Origin of the sequence: Kribbella albertanoniae (assembly GCF_004348455.1) — a bacterium.
In the GTDB taxonomy this organism is placed as follows: Bacteria; Actinomycetota; Actinomycetes; order Propionibacteriales; family Kribbellaceae; genus Kribbella; species Kribbella albertanoniae.
The window spans coordinates 1-16436 of record NZ_SMKA01000223.1; the positions used below are offsets into that span (position 1 = coordinate 1).

At 68.7% G+C, this 16436-nt stretch carries 14 protein-coding genes; 6 read left to right on the plus strand and 8 right to left on the minus strand.

Features of this window, described 5'->3' with window-relative positions:
• Positions 1-1082: 1082 nt before the first annotated feature.
• From E1261_RS33635 to E1261_RS33660, 6 genes are read right to left on the minus strand one after another with little or no spacing between them, the layout of a single operon-like run.
• On the minus strand, positions 1083-3035 hold the full coding sequence (locus E1261_RS33635; protein ID WP_132413727.1) for a vWA domain-containing protein: 1953 nt from the start codon (positions 3033-3035) through the stop codon (positions 1083-1085).
• Entirely contained in the window at positions 3035-4432 is a 1398-nt protein-coding gene (locus E1261_RS33640) for a sigma 54-interacting transcriptional regulator (protein WP_132413728.1), read from the minus strand. The genes E1261_RS33635 and E1261_RS33640 overlap by 1 nt, the downstream gene beginning before the upstream one ends.
• Positions 4433-4476: 44 nt before the next feature.
• A complete protein-coding gene (locus tag E1261_RS33645; protein ID WP_132413729.1) occupies positions 4477-5748 on the minus strand; it encodes a serine hydrolase domain-containing protein in 1272 nt (423 codons plus the stop codon).
• A 10-nt stretch (positions 5749-5758) separates the two neighbouring features.
• A complete protein-coding gene (locus tag E1261_RS33650) occupies positions 5759-6466 on the minus strand; it encodes a Clp protease N-terminal domain-containing protein (protein ID WP_132413730.1) in 708 nt (235 codons plus the stop codon).
• A 50-nt stretch (positions 6467-6516) separates the two neighbouring features.
• Positions 6517-7671 carry a serine/threonine protein kinase gene (locus E1261_RS33655; RefSeq protein WP_165952740.1) on the minus strand — a complete coding sequence of 385 codons (1155 nt, stop codon included), beginning with the start codon at positions 7669-7671 and terminating at the stop codon, positions 6517-6519.
• 10 nt (positions 7672-7681) lie between these two features.
• Positions 7682-8209 (minus strand): hypothetical protein, encoded by a 528-nt coding sequence (locus E1261_RS33660; protein ID WP_132413732.1) that lies wholly within the window; start codon positions 8207-8209, stop codon positions 7682-7684.
• Positions 8210-8298: 89 nt separating this feature from the next.
• On the opposite strand from E1261_RS33660, the gene E1261_RS33665 reads away from it, so the two are divergent.
• The 4 genes from E1261_RS33665 (at position 8299) to mug (ending at position 10199) form a co-directional block, all read left to right on the plus strand.
• Positions 8299-8622, plus strand: coding sequence for a hypothetical protein (locus E1261_RS33665; protein ID WP_132413733.1), 324 nt, complete (start codon positions 8299-8301; stop codon positions 8620-8622).
• Complete coding sequence (locus E1261_RS33670; RefSeq protein ID WP_202875263.1) at positions 8619-8900, plus strand: hypothetical protein; 282 nt, start codon at positions 8619-8621, stop codon at positions 8898-8900. Before E1261_RS33665 ends, E1261_RS33670 begins: the two co-directional genes overlap by 4 nt.
• Positions 8900-9574 (plus strand): hypothetical protein, encoded by a 675-nt coding sequence (locus tag E1261_RS33675; protein WP_132413734.1) that lies wholly within the window; start codon positions 8900-8902, stop codon positions 9572-9574. The genes E1261_RS33670 and E1261_RS33675 overlap by 1 nt, the downstream gene beginning before the upstream one ends.
• Positions 9575-9698: 124 nt before the next feature.
• The gene (gene mug, locus E1261_RS33680) at positions 9699-10199 is read left to right on the plus strand and encodes a G/U mismatch-specific DNA glycosylase (protein ID WP_132413735.1); all 501 of its coding nucleotides are present in this window, start codon (positions 9699-9701) and stop codon (positions 10197-10199) included.
• Here the strand turns inward: mug and E1261_RS33685 are convergent.
• Positions 10192-11121: an alpha/beta hydrolase gene (locus E1261_RS33685; RefSeq protein ID WP_132413736.1), complete on the minus strand. Its 930-nt coding sequence runs from the start codon at positions 11119-11121 to the stop codon at positions 10192-10194. The two genes, mug and E1261_RS33685, sit on opposite strands and share 8 nt — an antisense overlap.
• A 120-nt stretch (positions 11122-11241) precedes the next feature.
• Here E1261_RS33685 and E1261_RS33690 point away from each other — a divergent pair, with 120 nt between their 5' ends.
• Together E1261_RS33690 and E1261_RS33695 are read left to right on the plus strand one after the other, a co-directional pair.
• Complete coding sequence (locus tag E1261_RS33690) at positions 11242-11814, plus strand: TetR/AcrR family transcriptional regulator (RefSeq protein WP_132413737.1); 573 nt, start codon at positions 11242-11244, stop codon at positions 11812-11814.
• Between the two features lie 19 nt (positions 11815-11833).
• Positions 11834-15151 (plus strand): hypothetical protein, encoded by a 3318-nt coding sequence (locus E1261_RS33695; protein ID WP_132413738.1) that lies wholly within the window; start codon positions 11834-11836, stop codon positions 15149-15151.
• A gap of 3 nt (positions 15152-15154) precedes the next feature.
• Here the strand turns inward: E1261_RS33695 and ligD are convergent, their stop codons facing one another.
• Complete coding sequence (ligD, locus tag E1261_RS33700) at positions 15155-16126, minus strand: non-homologous end-joining DNA ligase (RefSeq protein ID WP_132413739.1); 972 nt, start codon at positions 16124-16126, stop codon at positions 15155-15157.
• Between the last annotated feature and the right edge of the window lie 310 nt (positions 16127-16436).

Consider the following 16436-nt stretch of genomic DNA (forward strand, 5'->3'; position numbering starts at 1 on the left):
GCCCCGGCCACCCCCATCCACGCGAGTGTGCCCACCATGCCGCCGACTGTCCGAACCATGCCGCCAGAAATCGAATTCCAACGACACACTCCCCCCACTCAAGCAACCACAGCACAGTGCGTTCACTCGCGCGGCACGGCGCCTTCGATCACCGGGCACGGTGGGCACCGGGCACGGTGGGTTCAGTGGGGCGCGGCGGGTCGCGCACCATGGGTTCACTCGCGGGGCACGGTGGGTCACGCACGGTGGGTGCAGTCGCCGAGCACGGTGGGTTCGGTCGCGCGGCACGGTGGGTTCAGTCGCAGGTGAGGTTTGCGGCGGGCGGGGGCGGACCGCCATCACCCACCAACCTCGCCCGAAGCCCGCGCCGCACGCTTGGCGATCGGCCGGGAGCACCGGATCGGGAGGGTTATTGGGTGATGGGGGTCCGGACCGACAGGCCATCACAAATGGGTGCACCGACCGAGTTCAAGCGGGCGCGGTCGCCGGACGAGCAATTGTGATGGCCTGCGCGCCCGCGCAGACGAGACTCAGGCGGACCGCCATCACCCACCAACCTCCCCCGAAACCCGCGCCGCACGCTTGGCCATCGGCCGGGAGCACCGGATCGGGACGGTTATTGGGTGGTGGGCGTCCGGACCGTCAGGCCATCACAAATGGGTGCACCGACCGAGTTCAAGCGGGCGCGGTCGCCGGACGAGCAATTGTGATGGCCTGCGCGCCCGCGCAGACGAGATTCCGGCGGACCGCCATCACCCACCAACCTCGCCCGAAGCCCGCGCCGCACGCTTGGCGATCGGCCGGGAGCACCGGATCGGGACGGTTATTGGGTGGTGGGCGTCCGGACCTACAGGCCATCACAAATGGGTGCGCCGACCGAGTTCAAGCGGGCGCGGTCGCCGGACGAGCAATTGTGATGGCCTGCGCGTCCGGACCGCCCGCACTATCAACCGCGGTTGGTCGCGCGGGGCGCACGCTTGGCGCCGACTCGAGCGGCACCGGCCGGGCGGGTTGATCAGTGTCTGAGGTGCACGCGCAAACCTAACGCGCCCGCCGGGGCGGGCGGGCGCGTGGGGTTTGGGCTAGAGCTTGCGGCGGGTTTGGAGGTAGTCGCTGACTACGGCGGCGCCCAGGCCGTCTGCGTCCGGGGCTACTACTCGGCCGCCGGAGCGGCGGGCGAGGAGGTCGACGAAGGCGTTCAGGCGGGGGTCGTCGCCCAGGCGGAAGACGGTGAGGGTGGCGCCTAGTTTGGCCAGGCGGTCTACCTCGAAGATGGTTTTGCGGAGGGTGGCCGGTTCGGGCGGGTAGGAGAACTCGGCGGTGCCGTCGGGTTCCAGGTGGGCGGTCGGTTCGCCGTCGGTGACCATCAGGACGACCGGTTGGGCGTCGGGGTGACGGCGGAGGTGACGGCCGGCGAGCAGGAGGGCGTGGTGGGCGTTGGTGCCTTGTTCCCAGGTGCCTTCGAGACCGATCAGTTGCGGCAGCTCGACGACTCCGGCGTACCGGCCGAAGGTGATCAGCTGGAGCGCGTCGTTGCGGTAGCGGGTCGAGATCAGTTGGTGCAGGGCGAGGGCGGTCCGCTTCATCGGGAGCCAGCGGTTTTCTTGCACCATCGACCACGACGTGTCGACCAGCAACGCGACCGCGGCCCGAGCGCGGTGTTCGGTCTCGGCGATCTCCACATCAGCTACGTCGAGCTGCACGGAAGAACCACGCCCAGCAGTCCGCAGTACGGCGTTCCGCACCGTCCGCGACACGTCCCACGCCTGGGTGTCGCCGAACTGCCAAGGCCGCGTCGACCCACTCAGCTCACCCGCAGCACCGGCATTCGCCGCATCCCGCTCCCCCGAACCACGCGCAGACCGCAGTACGTCGGCCAACGCCGTCTGCCCCAACTGCCGCAGCGCCTTCGGCGACAACTGCAGTGAGCCGTCCGGCGCCCGCTCCAGCAGACCCTGGTCGCGAAGCTGCCGCTCGAGCTCGCTCAACCGCCGAGCGTCGACCGTCGCCTCATCACCCAACTGCCGGGTCAACGCATCCAGATCGATGTCCTCGAGCCGCGCACCCGGATACGACTGCGCCAACTGCTCGGCCAACGCGTCCAGCTCAGCCAGATCCGACATCGCCCGCGCACCCTCGGCGAGCCCGAGCGGATCATCACCGCTCATCTGCGCCGAACCCGACCAATCCTCACCCGGCCGCAACGACTGCAGCTGAGAATCCAGCTGCGCCAACTGCTGAGCCAGCTGCGGACTGCCAAAAGCCTGCTGCGACAACTCGGCAAGCTCGGCCCGTTGCTCCGGTGTCATCGAGTTCATCATTCGCTGCGCCGCGGCCGCCCGAGCAGCCAGTACGTCGATCAGCTCCTCGACCGTCCGCGGATTCTCCGGAAAGAACTCCCCGTGCTTGGCCATGAACTGTTCGAACAGCTGAGGCACATCCGGCCGACCCTGCGCATGCGCAGCCAGCAACGCGTTCAGATCACCAAGCATCTCGTTGATCCGCTCGACGTCCTCCGGCGTCGTCTGCTGCAACGCGTCCTTCATGCCCTCGAACCGCGACCCGAGCAACTCCCGCCCGAGCAGTTCGCGGATCTCCTCGTACTTCGCACGCCCTTCCGACGACTGCCAGTCGTACGACGCCAGCTCCCGTACGGCGGCCGCCGTACCCGAAGGCAGTGCGTCCAACTGCACCTCGCGGAACCGCGCATCGTCGGAAGGGTTCGGGAACAGCTCGCGCCGCTCCGCCTCCAAAGCTTCGTCCAGCAACCGCTGCACATCGCGGAGCGTGCCGTCGAGGTTGTGCCGCCGCTGGATCTCCCGGCGGCGCTCCCACAGCCGCCGGGTCAGGTCGTCCAGACCCTGCGTCCGCTGCGTGCCGCGCCGGAGCAACTCCTCCAGCGCAGATCGCGGCGAGGATCCGTTCATCACGTCGCGGCCGATCTCGTCGAGCGCGTCCCGCAGGTCCACCGGTGGCGCCAGTGGATCCGGCCCGTCGTGCCACGGCCCGTAGGACCAGCCTTCCGGGATGGTCATCAGACGCCGTACACCGTGGTGTCGTCGTCGGCGTCCTTGGCCACCCGCTTGGACAGGTAGAGCGCCTCGAGCGCGAGCTCAACAGCCGCAGCGATCCGCCCAGGTGACTCGTCCGCCTCGACACCGGCCCGGGCCGCGACATCGTGCAGCACCGGAAGCTCGGGCAGCGCGGCCAGCACATCCTTGCCGGGCACCCGCTCACCGGTGACCACAAGGTTGCCCTCGGCAACCGCATTGGCGAGCGGCGTCAGGTCGAGACCGGCGAACCGCTCCCGTGCGGTGTCGGCGACCGAGCGACGCAGCAGGTACTCGAGCAGCTCGACCTCGCGCCCCTCCTCCCCCGGCTCGAACTCCAGCTTGCCCCGCAGTACGGCGGGGACCGCGTCGAGGTCGACCGGACGTGCCACCGCCGGCTCCTCACCGGTGATCGCACTCCGCCGCAACGCCGCCGCGGCAATCGTCTCCGCCGCAGCCACCGCGAACCGGGCCGAAACACCCGACCGCTGGTCGATGGCCGGCGACTCCCGCAAGTGCCGGACGAACCGCGCCAGCACCTCCAGCAGCGGCTCCCCGACCTCGGCCGTAAGCTCGGCCTCCTGCCGGATCACGTCGATCTCGGACTCGATGTCGAGCGGGTAGTGTGTCCGCACCTCGGCACCGAACCGGTCCTTCAGCGGCGTGATGATGCGACCGCGGTTTGTGTAGTCCTCCGGGTTGGCCGTTGCCACCAGCAACACGTCCAGCGGCAGCCGCAGCGTGTACCCGCGGACCTGGATGTCGCGCTCCTCCATCACGTTCAGCAACGCGACCTGGATCCGCTCGGCCAGGTCGGGCAGCTCGTTGATCGCCACGATCCCGCGGTGCGAACGCGGAACGAGTCCGAAGTGGATGGTCTCCGGGTCGCCGAGACTGCGGCCCTCGGCAACCTTCACCGGGTCGACATCACCGATCAGGTCACCGACCGAGGTATCGGGGGTCGCGAGCTTTTCGGCGTACCGAAGACTGCGGTGCAGCCACACCACCGGCAGCTCGTCACCTAGCTCGGCCGCGCGCCGGATCGACGCAGGCGTGATCGGCTCGAGCGGGTGCTCGGGCAGCTCGGCGCCCTCGATCACCGGGGTCCACTCGTCGAGCAGGCCGACCATGGTGCGCAGCAGCCGGGTCTTGCCCTGGCCGCGCTCACCCAGCAGTACGACGTCATGCCCCGCCAGCAGGGCGCGTTCGAGTTGCGGAATCACCGTACGGGTGAAGCCGACGATGCCGGGCCAGGGATTACGCCCGGCCCGGAGTTCTTTCAGCAGGTTGTCACGGAGCTCGGCCTTGACTGACCGAGGCAGATAGCCGGCGGCCCGAAGGTCACCAGCCGTACGAGGAAGTTCAGCAGGTGCACTGGTCACGTCACGACGTTAGCTCGGTCAGCCCAAAAAACTAGAGCTGCATCTCAGCGCCTGGGCGTCAAGCGCCCGGAGGCGAACAGATGCGTGCCGGTGAAGGTCAGCAGAGTCCACGGATGAGCGGAGGTACTGCGGGTGACGAAGTGGTTGCCGTCGGCCGGGTCCGCCGGGTACGCGTGAAAGGTGACGTCCGGCCGTTCTGCGACGGCCCGGCGGTCGCCCGTCGCGCGGTACTCCAGCACGAGGTGGTCGTCGGCCCGGGTGACATCGAACCGGACACCGGCGCGTTCGTACCGCCCGACATGGCGGTCGTCGACGAGGCCCTCGACCGGTTCCGCCTGCACTGGAGGCGCGACGCCGACGTAGTGGGTGAAGACCTCCGTCGCGACCGAGGCGAAGAGGGTGTCGCCGTTGCCGGAGTTGGTCAGCAGGCAGACCGCGAGGCGAGCCTCGGGATCCACGCGGAGGTAGGCAAGTTGGGAGATCGTGGAGCCGTCGTGGCCGAACAGGCGCCGCCCGCCCCAGTCATACAGCCGCCAGGCCAGCCCGAGGTCGGTGAATCCACCCGTGCCGTCGACGGGGAGGTGCTGAGGCTCCCGCATCGATTCGTAGTGACTCAGGTGCTCGACAGCGAACGTCAGTACGTCGGCCGCCGTACTGGCGATCAGGCCGGCCGCGCCGAGGCTGCGCGGGAGTTGCCAGTTGCGGACCCGGCTGCCGTCGGTATCGAGGTGCCCGACCGCGGCGCGGTGCAGGATCGCCTCCTCGGGGAGCGTGACGGTTTTCTCCAGTCCCAGGGGCTGGATCACGCGGGCGCGGAGGGACTCGTCCCAGCTGCGCTCGTCGAGGACCTCGATGATGCGGCCGAGCAGGACGAAGCCGGCGTTGCAGTACGAGTACGCCGTACCGGGGTCGAAGAGAAGCTCGACGTCGGCCAGCAGAGCGACGTACCGCTCGATGCAGTCGTCGCCGCGGCCGGTGTCGGTGAAGACGTCGCCGTCGATACCACTGGTGTGGGTGAGCAGGTGCCGGACGGTGATCCGCGGATCGATCGGTGCTTCCGGCAACACCTTGACCACGGTGTCGTCGAGGTCGAACCGGCCCTCGTCGGCCAGCTGAACGATCATCGTCGCCGTCCACGCCTTGCTGATCGAACCGAGGTGGAACAGCGAGTCGGCGGTGGTCTCGACCCCGGTCGCGACATTGAGGACGCCGTACGGCGTGATCGTCGTTTCACCGTCGGCCCAGATACCGAGCACTGCGCCCGGTACCGCGGCCGCCTCCGCCAACTCACGCAACCGCACAGACCAGTCAGGCATGCGCCCCAACCTACTTCGAGTACTGGTCCAGCAGAACGCGCGTGTCTTGCCAAGCAGTCTGCTCATCAAGACCCTGCCCGATCAGCACCTTCGCCGCGACAGTCTGGGCATCACGGTAGAACGCGAGCAGCAGATGCTCGGTGCCGACGTAGTTGTGGCCGAGCGTGAGCGCCTCCGCCACGGCCCCGTGCAGGACGTGCGTCGCGCGACGCGTGTACGGCGGTTCGGCCGGGGTGGATGTATCGGTCGTTTCGGACGCCGGGCTGAGTACGTCGATCGCCTCGCGGACTGTCTGTTCGGTGATGCCGCGGCCGGTCAGCACCTTGGTCGCGATGGAGTCGGGTTCGGCGAAGAAGCCGAGCAGCAGGTGCTCGGTACCGACGAAGTTGTGGTTCCGCTCGCGAGCCACCGCAGCACCCGCCTGTACGACGTGCGTCGCGCGCTGCGTGTACCGATCGAACTGCGGCGTCGTACTGAACGAGTCCGCGAACCGCTTGTGCGCGGCCTGCTTGCTCACCCCGAGCACCGCGCTGATCTCGACCCACGATTTGCCCGCGCCCCGCGCCCGGTCCACGAAGAACCCCAGCGCGGCATCGCCAGTGGCGGTCAGCTCACCGATGGTCGACGCCGCGGTCGCGAGCTGCTGCAGCTCGTCGGCACTACCGGTGTCGTCCTTGATGGTGTTGATGAGTTGCTGAAGATCCGGTCCAGGAGTCATGCGTCAACCCTAGGTTGACAATCCGGCTGCGTCAACCTCAGGTTGACGACCTAACAGCTGTGCCGCACGTACTCCGTCAAGGACCACCCGGTCCGCCCGTCCGGCAACCGAACCTGCACCCAGCTCGCCCCATCCCGAGGAGCAACCGGCGTCAACCGATCCCCGCGATAAACAGTCGCCACCACAGTCCTGCTCCGTGGCGCATCCCGCACCGTCGCGTCCTCAGCACAAACCGTCAGCTGCTCGACCGGCCCTCCTTGCGAAAGAACAGTCCCAGCAACAATCCCCACCCCCAACACAGCAACCCCAGCAGCCGCCACCGCCACAACCCGCCGCCGACCCCATCTCACACCGGAGCGAGATCCACCCCCAGCACCACGGAGTGCGTTCGCGAAGCCTGCTGCGGTTGAGTAGCGGTCGGCTGGATCTTTTGCCATCGCTCGGCGGACGACTTCGTCGTACTGCTCGTTGCCGGTCGTCGGGGGCGGGAGCATGGCTACGGCGTAGGCGAGTTCGGGGAGGGTGCGGCGCTCGTATGGACGGTGTCCGGTGAGTAGGGCGTAGAGGGTGCCGCCGAGGGCGTAAACGTCGGTGGCTGGGGTGACGGGGTCGCCGCGCCATTGCTCAGGCGCCATGTAGGCAACGGTTCCCGCCATCGCCCCCAGGGACGGACCGGACGGCGTACCGCTGTGCAACCACGCATCACCACTCAGGTCCAACCCAGTCGTCGACTCGACGCTGGCAAGCTGCCGGGCGACGCCGAAATCGGCGACCATCGGGCGGCCGTCGTGGAGGATGATGTTGGCCGGTTTGAGGTCGCGATGGATGACGCCGGCCCGGTGTACGGCGTCGACCGCGTCAGCCACGTCGGCCAGCAGCTCCACGGCCCGGGAGACCGAGAACGGACCGTCAGAATCCAGCAATTGCTGGAGATCCGGGCCGCTGAGCCGGTCCATCGCCAGCCAGGCCTGGTCGCGTTCACCGCCGACCTCGTGCACGCGAACCACGCCCGGATGCACGACGGCTTCGGCCAGCTGAGCCTCGCGGCGCAGCCGGTCACGATACTGCGAGTCGACCAGCTCCGGATGCACGACTTTGACCGCGACAGCCTCCCCATCGGCCAGCCGGACCCCCGCGTACACCACCCCTGTCGCACCCGCACCCAGCGGCTCCGCCAGGCGGTAGCCAGGTACTTCGACGATCACGGCACGCACACTAACCCGCACTGTCTGCTTCCGGAAGGGATTCTGCCGCCAGCTCCACCAGGGTTTCCAGGTGTGTTAACTCAGCAAGCACTTTCCGCCGGAAGCGCTGCAGGTTGCTGGGCTCCGTCCGCAGCGGTGACAACACCTCCCGTACGGCGCGGCCCAGCGGATCGTCGGCCGCATCCTCGGCGATCGGCAGGAGCTCACGCGCCTCGGCCAACGACTGGCTGAGCAGCTTCAACCGGATCGGTTCCTCCAGCAGCAACGCCGCGACTCGCAGCATCCGCCGACCGGCCTGCAACGCGACCTCAGGGCTGATCGGCTGCGCCGGCGAGTCCCGCTGGGAACGAACCACGTCGATCCACGGCTCGATCGTCGTACCGCGCCAGATCGGTCCCGACGACAGCTCACCATCGGGTTCCGGGATGCCGTGACTGCGGCGGCGGCGCCAGGCCGTGACCAGCTGCCGGTTCAGGCCGAGAGCGTCCGCGATCTCGGCGATGCCGTAGAAAGCCTTGCGTTCCGCCCGGGCACCCATCGGCTCACTGTATCCAGTGATGACAGCCATTGCCATCTTGGACGACACGATTTACCGTCATCTCAGATAACAACTTCATGGAGGTTCTGATGACAAGGAAGTCCGCCCCCTTCCTGTTGACCGCGGCCGCCGTGACCGGCGCCGTACTGGTCGCCGGGACACAGGCCGCCGTCGCCGTCGACGTGCCCGACCACGCGATCATCATCTGCCAGGACGCGACGATGTACGAGAACTACAACTTCTCGATCCCCGGTCCGGTGAACCCGCTGCGTACCCTCGCGTACGGCAACAAGGTCGGCCACACCCGCGGTAAGCACCCGGTCTACAACGGCTGGGCCTCGATCCAGGACTTCGGCCCGAACGACTGGGGCTTCGTCCGCTACGAATGCCTCGGCGGATGGGGCAGCTGGTGAGCGCGCGCCGCGTCACCGCGCTGGCCGGTGCTCTGCTCATCACCGGTGCGGCCCTGACCGCCGTACCGGCCCATGCCGCCGGCGGTACCGTCGGCGTCCGCGAGACCGTCTGCGCCCAGGACCTCGAGCTGCGCGTGAAGCCGGGCGGCGCCCGGATGGGCACGCTGCACAAACCGCAGACCTTCCTGGTCAAGCAGATCAGCGGCGAGTGGGCCTTCGGCTTCGCGTACGGCGACATCAACCACGACGGCTGGGTCCAGGACGGCTGGTTCTGCTGATGAGACGACTCCTCGCGGCCCTCATCGTCGCAACGCTGTGCGCACTGGCGGTCCCGGCGCACGCCGTCAACCAGTACGTCACCAAGGGAAACGTCACCAAACCCGCCGCCTGCAACAACTTCGGCACCATCCCCGCCGGCGGCTGGCTGGCGAACAAGTCGTGCGGCTACGTGATGGGTACGGCGATCGCCGGTACCCGCTTCGACGTCCACACCACCACGCCGAACAACTTCCACTTCGGCCGCTGGCGGGCCAGTGACGGCTCGAACTTCTGCGCCTTCCTGGTTCCCGGCGCCCTCAACACCTCGAGCTCGACCCCGGTCCCCGCCAGCTGCAGCAGCGACACCAGCTCGCGGCTGTCCCACCGCCGTTCCTTCGGCCGCGACTTCGACGTCGCACCGCACACCGGCAACGGCGCGATCATCGTCCGCATCAACCCCGCCGCCTGCACCGGCTACTACAACTATTTCGTCGACAGCAACTACGCCTCCGGCCGCCTCCACGACCCGGTCGGCTTCGCTCTCCCATCCACCGGCGGCTACCGGTACTCCACCAACGACCTCGGCGCCTCGATGATCCGCGTCGACGCCCTCGGCGAAACCATCTGGCTCTTCGTCGCCCGCTCCTGCATCGCCGCCCAACTCCCCGCCGCCCTCAACAACGAAAACGACTGACCATCCCCCGAACGACAGGACGTATACGGCCAGTACCCCGCCTCGGGAGCTGCCGCCCCGCGCTCCCGCGGCGGTATCAGACCTATACGTCCTGTCCGTCGGAAGACGCAGCTACCGTTCCCCTGTGCAACCCCTTCCTGACGTCATCGGCCCCGGGCTCAGGGTTCTGTTCTGTGGGATCAACCCGGGGTTGCTGTCGGCCCAGACTGGGCATCACTTCGCCCGGCCCGGCAACAGGTTCTGGCCGGCGTTGCATCAGGGTGGATTCACGCCTCGGCTGCTCCTGCCTGCAGAACAGAGCGAGCTGCTCTCGTACCGGCTCGGCATCACCAACGTGGTGGAGCGGCCGTCAGCGCGGGCCGACGAACTGAGCCGGGCGGAGTTCATCGAAGGCGGCCAGCGACTCGTCGGCCGGGTTCTCAAGTACGAGCCGGAATGGCTCGCGGTCGTCGGAGTGACGGCATACCGGGATGCGTTCGGCGAACCGAAGGCCCGGATGGGCCGGCAGGAGCGGGTGATCGGGTCCACTCGGGTCTGGGTCCTGCCGAACCCGAGTGGACTCAACGCGCATTACACGTTGCCGAAGCTGGCGGCCGCGTTCGCCGAGCTCGAACACGTCAGTTGAGGGCCTTGCGCAGCGTGGAGATCGCGAGCTCGATGGCGGCCGTCGCGGCGTGGGTGTCGCGGAGCGCGTCCAGCATCACGAAGTCGTGGATGATCGCCGCGAACCGAACCGCGGTCGTCGGTACGCCGGCCTCCAGCAGCTTGGCCGCGTAGGCCTCACCCTCGTCCCGCAGTACGTCGGCCGCACCCGTGATCACGAGCGCCGGGGGCAGACCCGCCAGCTGGTCGAGCGATGCCCGCAGCGGTGACGCGGTGATCTGGTTCCGCTCGCCCTCGTCGGTCGTGTACTGATCCCAGAACCACTTCATCCCTTCGCGAGCCAGGAAGTAGCCCTCGGCGAACTCCCGGTACGACGCGGTGTCGAACGAGGCATCGGTCACCGGGTAGAACAGCACCTGCTGGACGAACTTCACGTCGCCCCGCTCCTTGGCCAGCAACGTCACGGCCGCGGTCATGTTGCCACCGACCGAGTCCCCCGCGATCGCCAGCTTGGCGGCGTCCAGCCCATACTCCTTGCCCGAAGCAACGATCCATCGGGCGACCGAGTAGTTCTGCTCGAGCGCGTGCGGGTACCGAACCTCCGGCGACAGGTCGTACTCCGGGAAGACCAGCGCCGCACCGGCACCGACCGCCAGTTCACGAACCAGCCGGTCGTGGGTGTGCGCGTTGCCGAAGACCCAGCCGGCGCCGTGGAGGTAGAGGATGACGGGCAGTACGCCGGTCGCACCCTTCGGCTTGATGATCCGGGCCCGGGTGCCGTCGGGCGCGGTGATCCACTCCTCGTCGACCGGCAGCTTCGGGTAGTCCGTGGTCTGCACCTCGTCGACGGCCTTGCGACCCTCGGCCGGCGGCAGTTCGAACAGGAACGGCGGCTTCGCAGTGGCATCGGCGAAGGCCTGGGCAGCGGGTTCCAGAACAGTCATGGTGAGTCTCCTCCTGGCGGGTTCCAGTGCGGAGAACGTACGTTCTCCGCATCTCCTGTACTGTAGGAGAACGATGGTTCTCCGCGCAAGGTGGCGTGGGTCACGGAGAGGAACGGCAGCATGGCGATCGACACGGCGGCAGCGAAACAGCAGGTCCTCGACGCGGCCGACGCGCTGTTCTACGAGCGCGGAGTCCAGGCCGTCGGGATGGACGCGATCCGGACCGCCTCCGGCGTCTCGCTCAAGCGCCTGTACCAGCTGTTCCCCAGCAAGGACGTGCTGATCGAGGCCTACCTGGACCGCCGCAACATCCTCTGGGAGACGATGCTCAACGAGCATGTCGAGGCCAAGACCGATCCCCGCGACCGCATCCTGGCCGTCTTCGACTTCCTCTACGACTGGTCCCAGCAACGCGACTACCGCGGCTGCGCGTTCATCAACGCCTTCGGCGAGCTCGGCTCGGTCTCACCCCGGGTCGCGGAGCTCGCGCTCCAGCACAAGGAGGGGTTCCGGCAGGCGCTGATCGGGCTCGCCAAGGCCGCCGGCGCCGAAGATCCCGACCGCCTCGCCGACCACCTGATCCTGCTCAGCGAAGGCGCCATCACCCGCTCCGCGATCTCCGGCGGCTCCGACCCGGCCTTGCGCGCTCGCGAGGCGGCCTCCCTCATCCTGGACGCCTCGCTACGACACTGAGGTTTGGCAGGATGACCGCATGCGCGCCAAAGACTTGCTGCGGTCGATCGACAGCCTCCCGTACGGCGAACGTCTCCGCCGCGTCATCACCGAGGCCCGCGGCCTGAGCGCAACCGCCCTGCGGGATCTCCTCGGCGAGCTCACCGCCGGTACGCCGTACGAACGCTCCCTGGCCCTGACCATCGCCGAGGCGACCCGCGATGTGGCGACAGTGACGCGCCTGCTGAACGATCCGATCCCGTCGGTCCACTCTCGCGCGCTCGCCGCGGTCGGGAACGGCGTACCGGTCTCGGACGACGACCTGCGGATCCTGTACGACGATGCCCCGGCCAGGCTGCGCACCGGCCTCCTGCAGGTCGTTCGCAAGACCGGCCGCAGGCGGTTGGCCGCCCGCCTGATCGACGAGCACCGCGAGCGCTGGGGTGATCCGGCCGCCGCCGCACTGCTCGTCGCCACCGACGACGCGACCGTCGAGCGGCTCCTTCCCGAGCTGGCCTACTGCCTCGGTAGCGGCGAGTGGCGCCGTCTGGGCGCGAAACACCCCGGGCCTGTGCACGACTACGCGCTCCGCACCATGCCTACCGGGCCGGATCGCGAGGAGTGGTGGCAAGGCCCGGCGTTCGGGCTGACCGGTGTCCTGGAGCACGACCCCGAGCGCGCGACGCTGCTGCTGGTCCGTGCCCTCCCACCCGAGCAGTTGCCGACGGCAATCACCTCGGTCTTCGGCCTGCTGATCGACGCCGATCCGCTTGTCCTCGAACTGCTGCTCGAACCCGACCGCGCGCAGACGCTCCACCAGGTCCTCACCCCGGCCGTCCGCCGCCGCCTCAACCGGTACGCCGACGACGACCTGATCGCCCTCGGTGAACTGCTCTGGCCGGACCCCACCCTTCTCCTCGAGGACCTCCCGCCGAGCCGCCGCGCGACGATCTTCACCGGCATCACCAAGTCCGTCGACCTCGGCCAAGCCGTCCTGCCGGCCCGCCTGCTCAACGTCCTCCCGCATGAGCTGCGCGTCGAGCAGGCCCGCAGGATGCTGGCCCTCGCCCCGATCGCCGACCACGACCGCGAACGCCGGCGGACCGCCGCCTTCCTCCCGTACGACGAAGCGTTCGCCCTGCTCGCACCGGACGTCCACCACCCGGACGCCGACGACCGGGCCATCGTCTACCGCTCGATCATCGAAGCGGCCGGCCGCTCCCGGCAACCCGCTGCCATCGCGAGCGCGCTGGAGTGGGCGACCCAGGTCCGGAACGATCGGGACAACGTCCGCGGGGCTGTCGTGCAAGCCATCCACGAGTTGCCGCCGTCAACCTTGAGCGACCAGCTCACCGGTTCACTCCAGATCCTGCTGACCGCTGTGCTGGAATCCCGCGACGCGAGCTGGAGCACCCGGCACTGGCTGGCCGAGGTCGCGCTGACCGCCCTCCGGCAAGGGGCCGCGCGCAACCAGACCGGCCTGCTCGAATGGGGTCTGGAGGCGCACGGGCGGATCACCGAGAACAACGGCACGATCATGCTCTACGGGATGCTCGACGGTCTCCCCCGCGGCCAGGAGATCGCCGTGTACGACGTCCTCCGTCCGTACGTCGACAATGCGGTCGCCCGCACGGAGTTCCGGCTGCCGTTCGCGATCGCGCGGGCCTTCGACAAGCGTGGCTGGACGATCGACCACCTTCAGGACGCGCTCGCCCAAGGCGTCTGGTCGAACAAGAAGAGAACTGTCGACGAAGCCTGCGAGCTCTGGCTGTGGCGGCGCGACACCCGCAGCGAGCGGATTGCCGAGATCATCCGGCGCGACGTCGGCATGGCCCAGTGGCCGCACGTCTGGGGCGGTGTCACCGAACTGCGCACCGATCTCCTCGACGCCGTCTTCGCCGAGCCGGAACTTACCCAGCGCTTCGACGGCGACGACCCCGACTGGGAGGTCCCGCTCCGAGCACTCCGGTCCTGGCTCCCCCGCCAGCAAGCCCGGTACGCCGAGCTGGTGGCGCAGGCAGCCGCCGACGAACGCATGTCTGAATGGTCACGCGCGGAGGCGGTAGCGACGCTCGGCCGGATCCCCTCGGTCGGCCGCGCAGCCCTCGAACCGTTCCTCGAGCACGACAACGTTCTGCTGTGCGAGGCCGCGCTGAGTGCCCTGGCCTGGACCGATTCCCCACAAGAGGTTCTTCCGGTTCTGCTCGCGCACGCCAACGACGACCGCGCACGCGTCGCGTCGTACGCCGCCAGCCGGGCAGCGCAGTTCGTTCGGCCGAGTCTGTTGCCGGGTCTCCTGCACCCGATCCTCACCGGCGACGGCGCGAAGGTGACAGCGCGCAAGGAGGCCGCGCGGCTGCTCGGGCTACTGCGTGCACCGGGGGCGAGCGCCGTACTGGCTGATGCGTGGAGTGGTGCACATCGGGACGTACGCGCCGCGATCACCAGCGCCGCCTCGCTGTACCTGCTGCACGAACCGGCCAGCTGGGCGTTGCTGCAGGAGGCGGTGCACGACAGCGCCGCCACGGCGATCGTGCTGACGCAACGACCGGCGTACGGGATGGCCACCAAGTACCGATCCCGGTACGCCGAACTGGTGGTGGCCGTGACGAACCGGCCCGAGCCCGAGGTCGTGCGGACCGCGCTGCAGGCGCTGCCGCGGTGGGCTGCGTGGAGCCCGTCGGTGGCGCCGGTCTGCGCCGGATTCATCACCGACCTGAACTCGAAGACCTGGAGCGAGGCGACCGCCGCACTCGTCTCCATCGTCGCCGCGGACCGCGGTCTGGACGACCTTCAGGCGGCCGTGCAGCTGCTCGTCCGCGCGGAGAACGATCCCAACCTGCCGAATGCCCTTCCCGACCGCGATCACCCGGCGCGGCAACGCCTGGCTGAGCTGGGCAAACGCCTGATCGGGGCACTGCAGGGCAAGCCGGCCGAATCCCGCCGGATCCTCAAGGTGATCGCTGCCGAACTGGATACCCCGGAGCTCCTCGACCTCCGCCTGGACCTGCTGATCCGCGGCATCGCCTGGAACGACCTCGCCGCCGAGCTGCCCGCGCTGATCGAGGCCGTGGCGGACCGCCCGATCGTTGCCTACAACACCGCGTCCCTGCTCGGCTCGCGGCTCGGTCAATCCCACCCACACTGGACCCCGGAGCAGCTCGAACCGATCGCCCGCGAACTCCTCCGCTCCGACACCCTGATGGCCGGTCTACTCGCCGGGGCCATCATCGCCCCCGCCGGCCGCCGTACCGGCTGGTCCCCCACGTGGCGCGACCTACTAGTTGCCCTGCGCAACCACCCCGCCCCCGACGTCCGCCAAGCCGCCCTCGACACCGTTACCGCAACCGAGAGCTGACCGTCACTCCTTCTCGGCTTCGCGTTGGGCACGCTTGCGGCGTTTGCCTTCGTGCATGGCGACGACGCGGGCGATCGGGATCGCGCGGCCCTCCTCGAGCAGGTCCTCGGGGAGGGATTGCGGCTCGGGCAGCTGCGAGGCCCAGCGGTCGGCGCCGGCCAACTGGTCGACGGCGGTACGCACGGTGAAGTCGCGGGGCGTCACGCGGTCGAGGTCGTCCCAGCCGACCGGGAACGAGACCGGCGTACCGGGGCGGATCCGCGGGCTGTAGGCGGCCACCACGGTTGCGCCGCCGGAGCGCGTCGAGTCCACGAAGACCTTCCCGTGCCGGTCCTCCTTGATGTACGCCGTCGTCGCGACCGCGGGGTCGATCCGCTCAGCACGGGCAGCGATGGCACGGGTGGCCGCGGCCGCGTCGTCGATCGGTACCGAGTCGTCGATCGGCACGATCACGTGCACACCCTTGGCCCCGCTGGTCTTCACCGCCCCGGTCAGCCCGGCATCAGCCAGCGCCTGCCGCACCAGGAACGCCGCCTGTACCGCCTTGCCGAACGTGTCGTCCCCCTCCGGCGGATCCAGGTCCAGCACCAGATGGGTGACGCGATCCCAGCGGTCGGCACGCATCAGGGTCGGGTGATACTCGACCGCTCGCTGGTTCGCGAACCACAGCAGCGTCCGCCGGTCGTCGCACAACGCATACGACACCTCGCGCTTCGACGCTTCGGCCCACACCGAAGTCGTCCTCACCCACCCCGGCGTGTACTTCGGCACGTTCTTCTGCATGAACGCCGGCTGCCCCGGCCGGATCCGCATCACCGACAGCGGCCGCTCCCGCAACTCCGGCAGCATCCACTCGTGCACCGCATCCAGATAGTCGACCAGATCCCGCTTGGTCGCCTCCGCCCCGTCGAACAACGGCGCATCCAGATTGGTCAGGTCAACCCCGTCACGCGTCTCATCCGGCTTCCTCGCCATCCCCCGACCCTAATCCCCCACCAGCCGACCGGCGCAAGAACAGGACGTATAGGTCTACTGGACGTCGCCGCCAGGCTCAGCACAGCTGGCCAGCCGGTTCGGACCGGCGTATACGTCCTGTCGTTGCGCATATTCCCCGGCCGCTCGGCTGAGCTCGCCCTCCCGGCCTTGGACATTTGAGGGGATCTCCGTTGAAGTTGCCCGTTCTCTGGCCAGATTCTGAGGGGAGAACCAGCACATTGAAGGGAGATCCCCTCGTTTTCCGGGCCGCAACCACAGCCCGGAAGCTGACCGCGGGGGTCAGGTGAGG

What these genes read in the sequence shown, in the direction of transcription:
- E1261_RS33635 (WP_132413727.1), bottom strand. Translation starts at nt 3,035, where the DNA reads ATGACCATCCCGGAAGGCTGGTCCTACGGGCCGTGGCACGACGGGCCG.
- E1261_RS33645 (WP_132413729.1), bottom strand. Translation starts at nt 5,748, where the DNA reads ATGCCTGACTGGTCTGTGCGGTTGCGTGAGTTGGCGGAGGCGGCCGCG.
- E1261_RS33650 (WP_132413730.1), bottom strand. Translation starts at nt 6,466, where the DNA reads ATGACTCCTGGACCGGATCTTCAGCAACTCATCAACACCATCAAGGAC.
- E1261_RS33660 (WP_132413732.1), bottom strand. Translation starts at nt 8,209, where the DNA reads ATGGGTGCCCGGGCGGAACGCAAGGCTTTCTACGGCATCGCCGAGATC.
- E1261_RS33665 (WP_132413733.1), top strand. Translation starts at nt 8,299, where the DNA reads ATGACAAGGAAGTCCGCCCCCTTCCTGTTGACCGCGGCCGCCGTGACC.
- E1261_RS33675 (WP_132413734.1), top strand. Translation starts at nt 8,900, where the DNA reads ATGAGACGACTCCTCGCGGCCCTCATCGTCGCAACGCTGTGCGCACTG.
- E1261_RS33685 (WP_132413736.1), bottom strand. Translation starts at nt 11,121, where the DNA reads ATGACTGTTCTGGAACCCGCTGCCCAGGCCTTCGCCGATGCCACTGCG.
- E1261_RS33690 (WP_132413737.1), top strand. Translation starts at nt 11,242, where the DNA reads ATGGCGATCGACACGGCGGCAGCGAAACAGCAGGTCCTCGACGCGGCC.
- E1261_RS33695 (WP_132413738.1), top strand. Translation starts at nt 11,834, where the DNA reads ATGCGCGCCAAAGACTTGCTGCGGTCGATCGACAGCCTCCCGTACGGC.
- ligD (WP_132413739.1), bottom strand. Translation starts at nt 16,126, where the DNA reads ATGGCGAGGAAGCCGGATGAGACGCGTGACGGGGTTGACCTGACCAAT.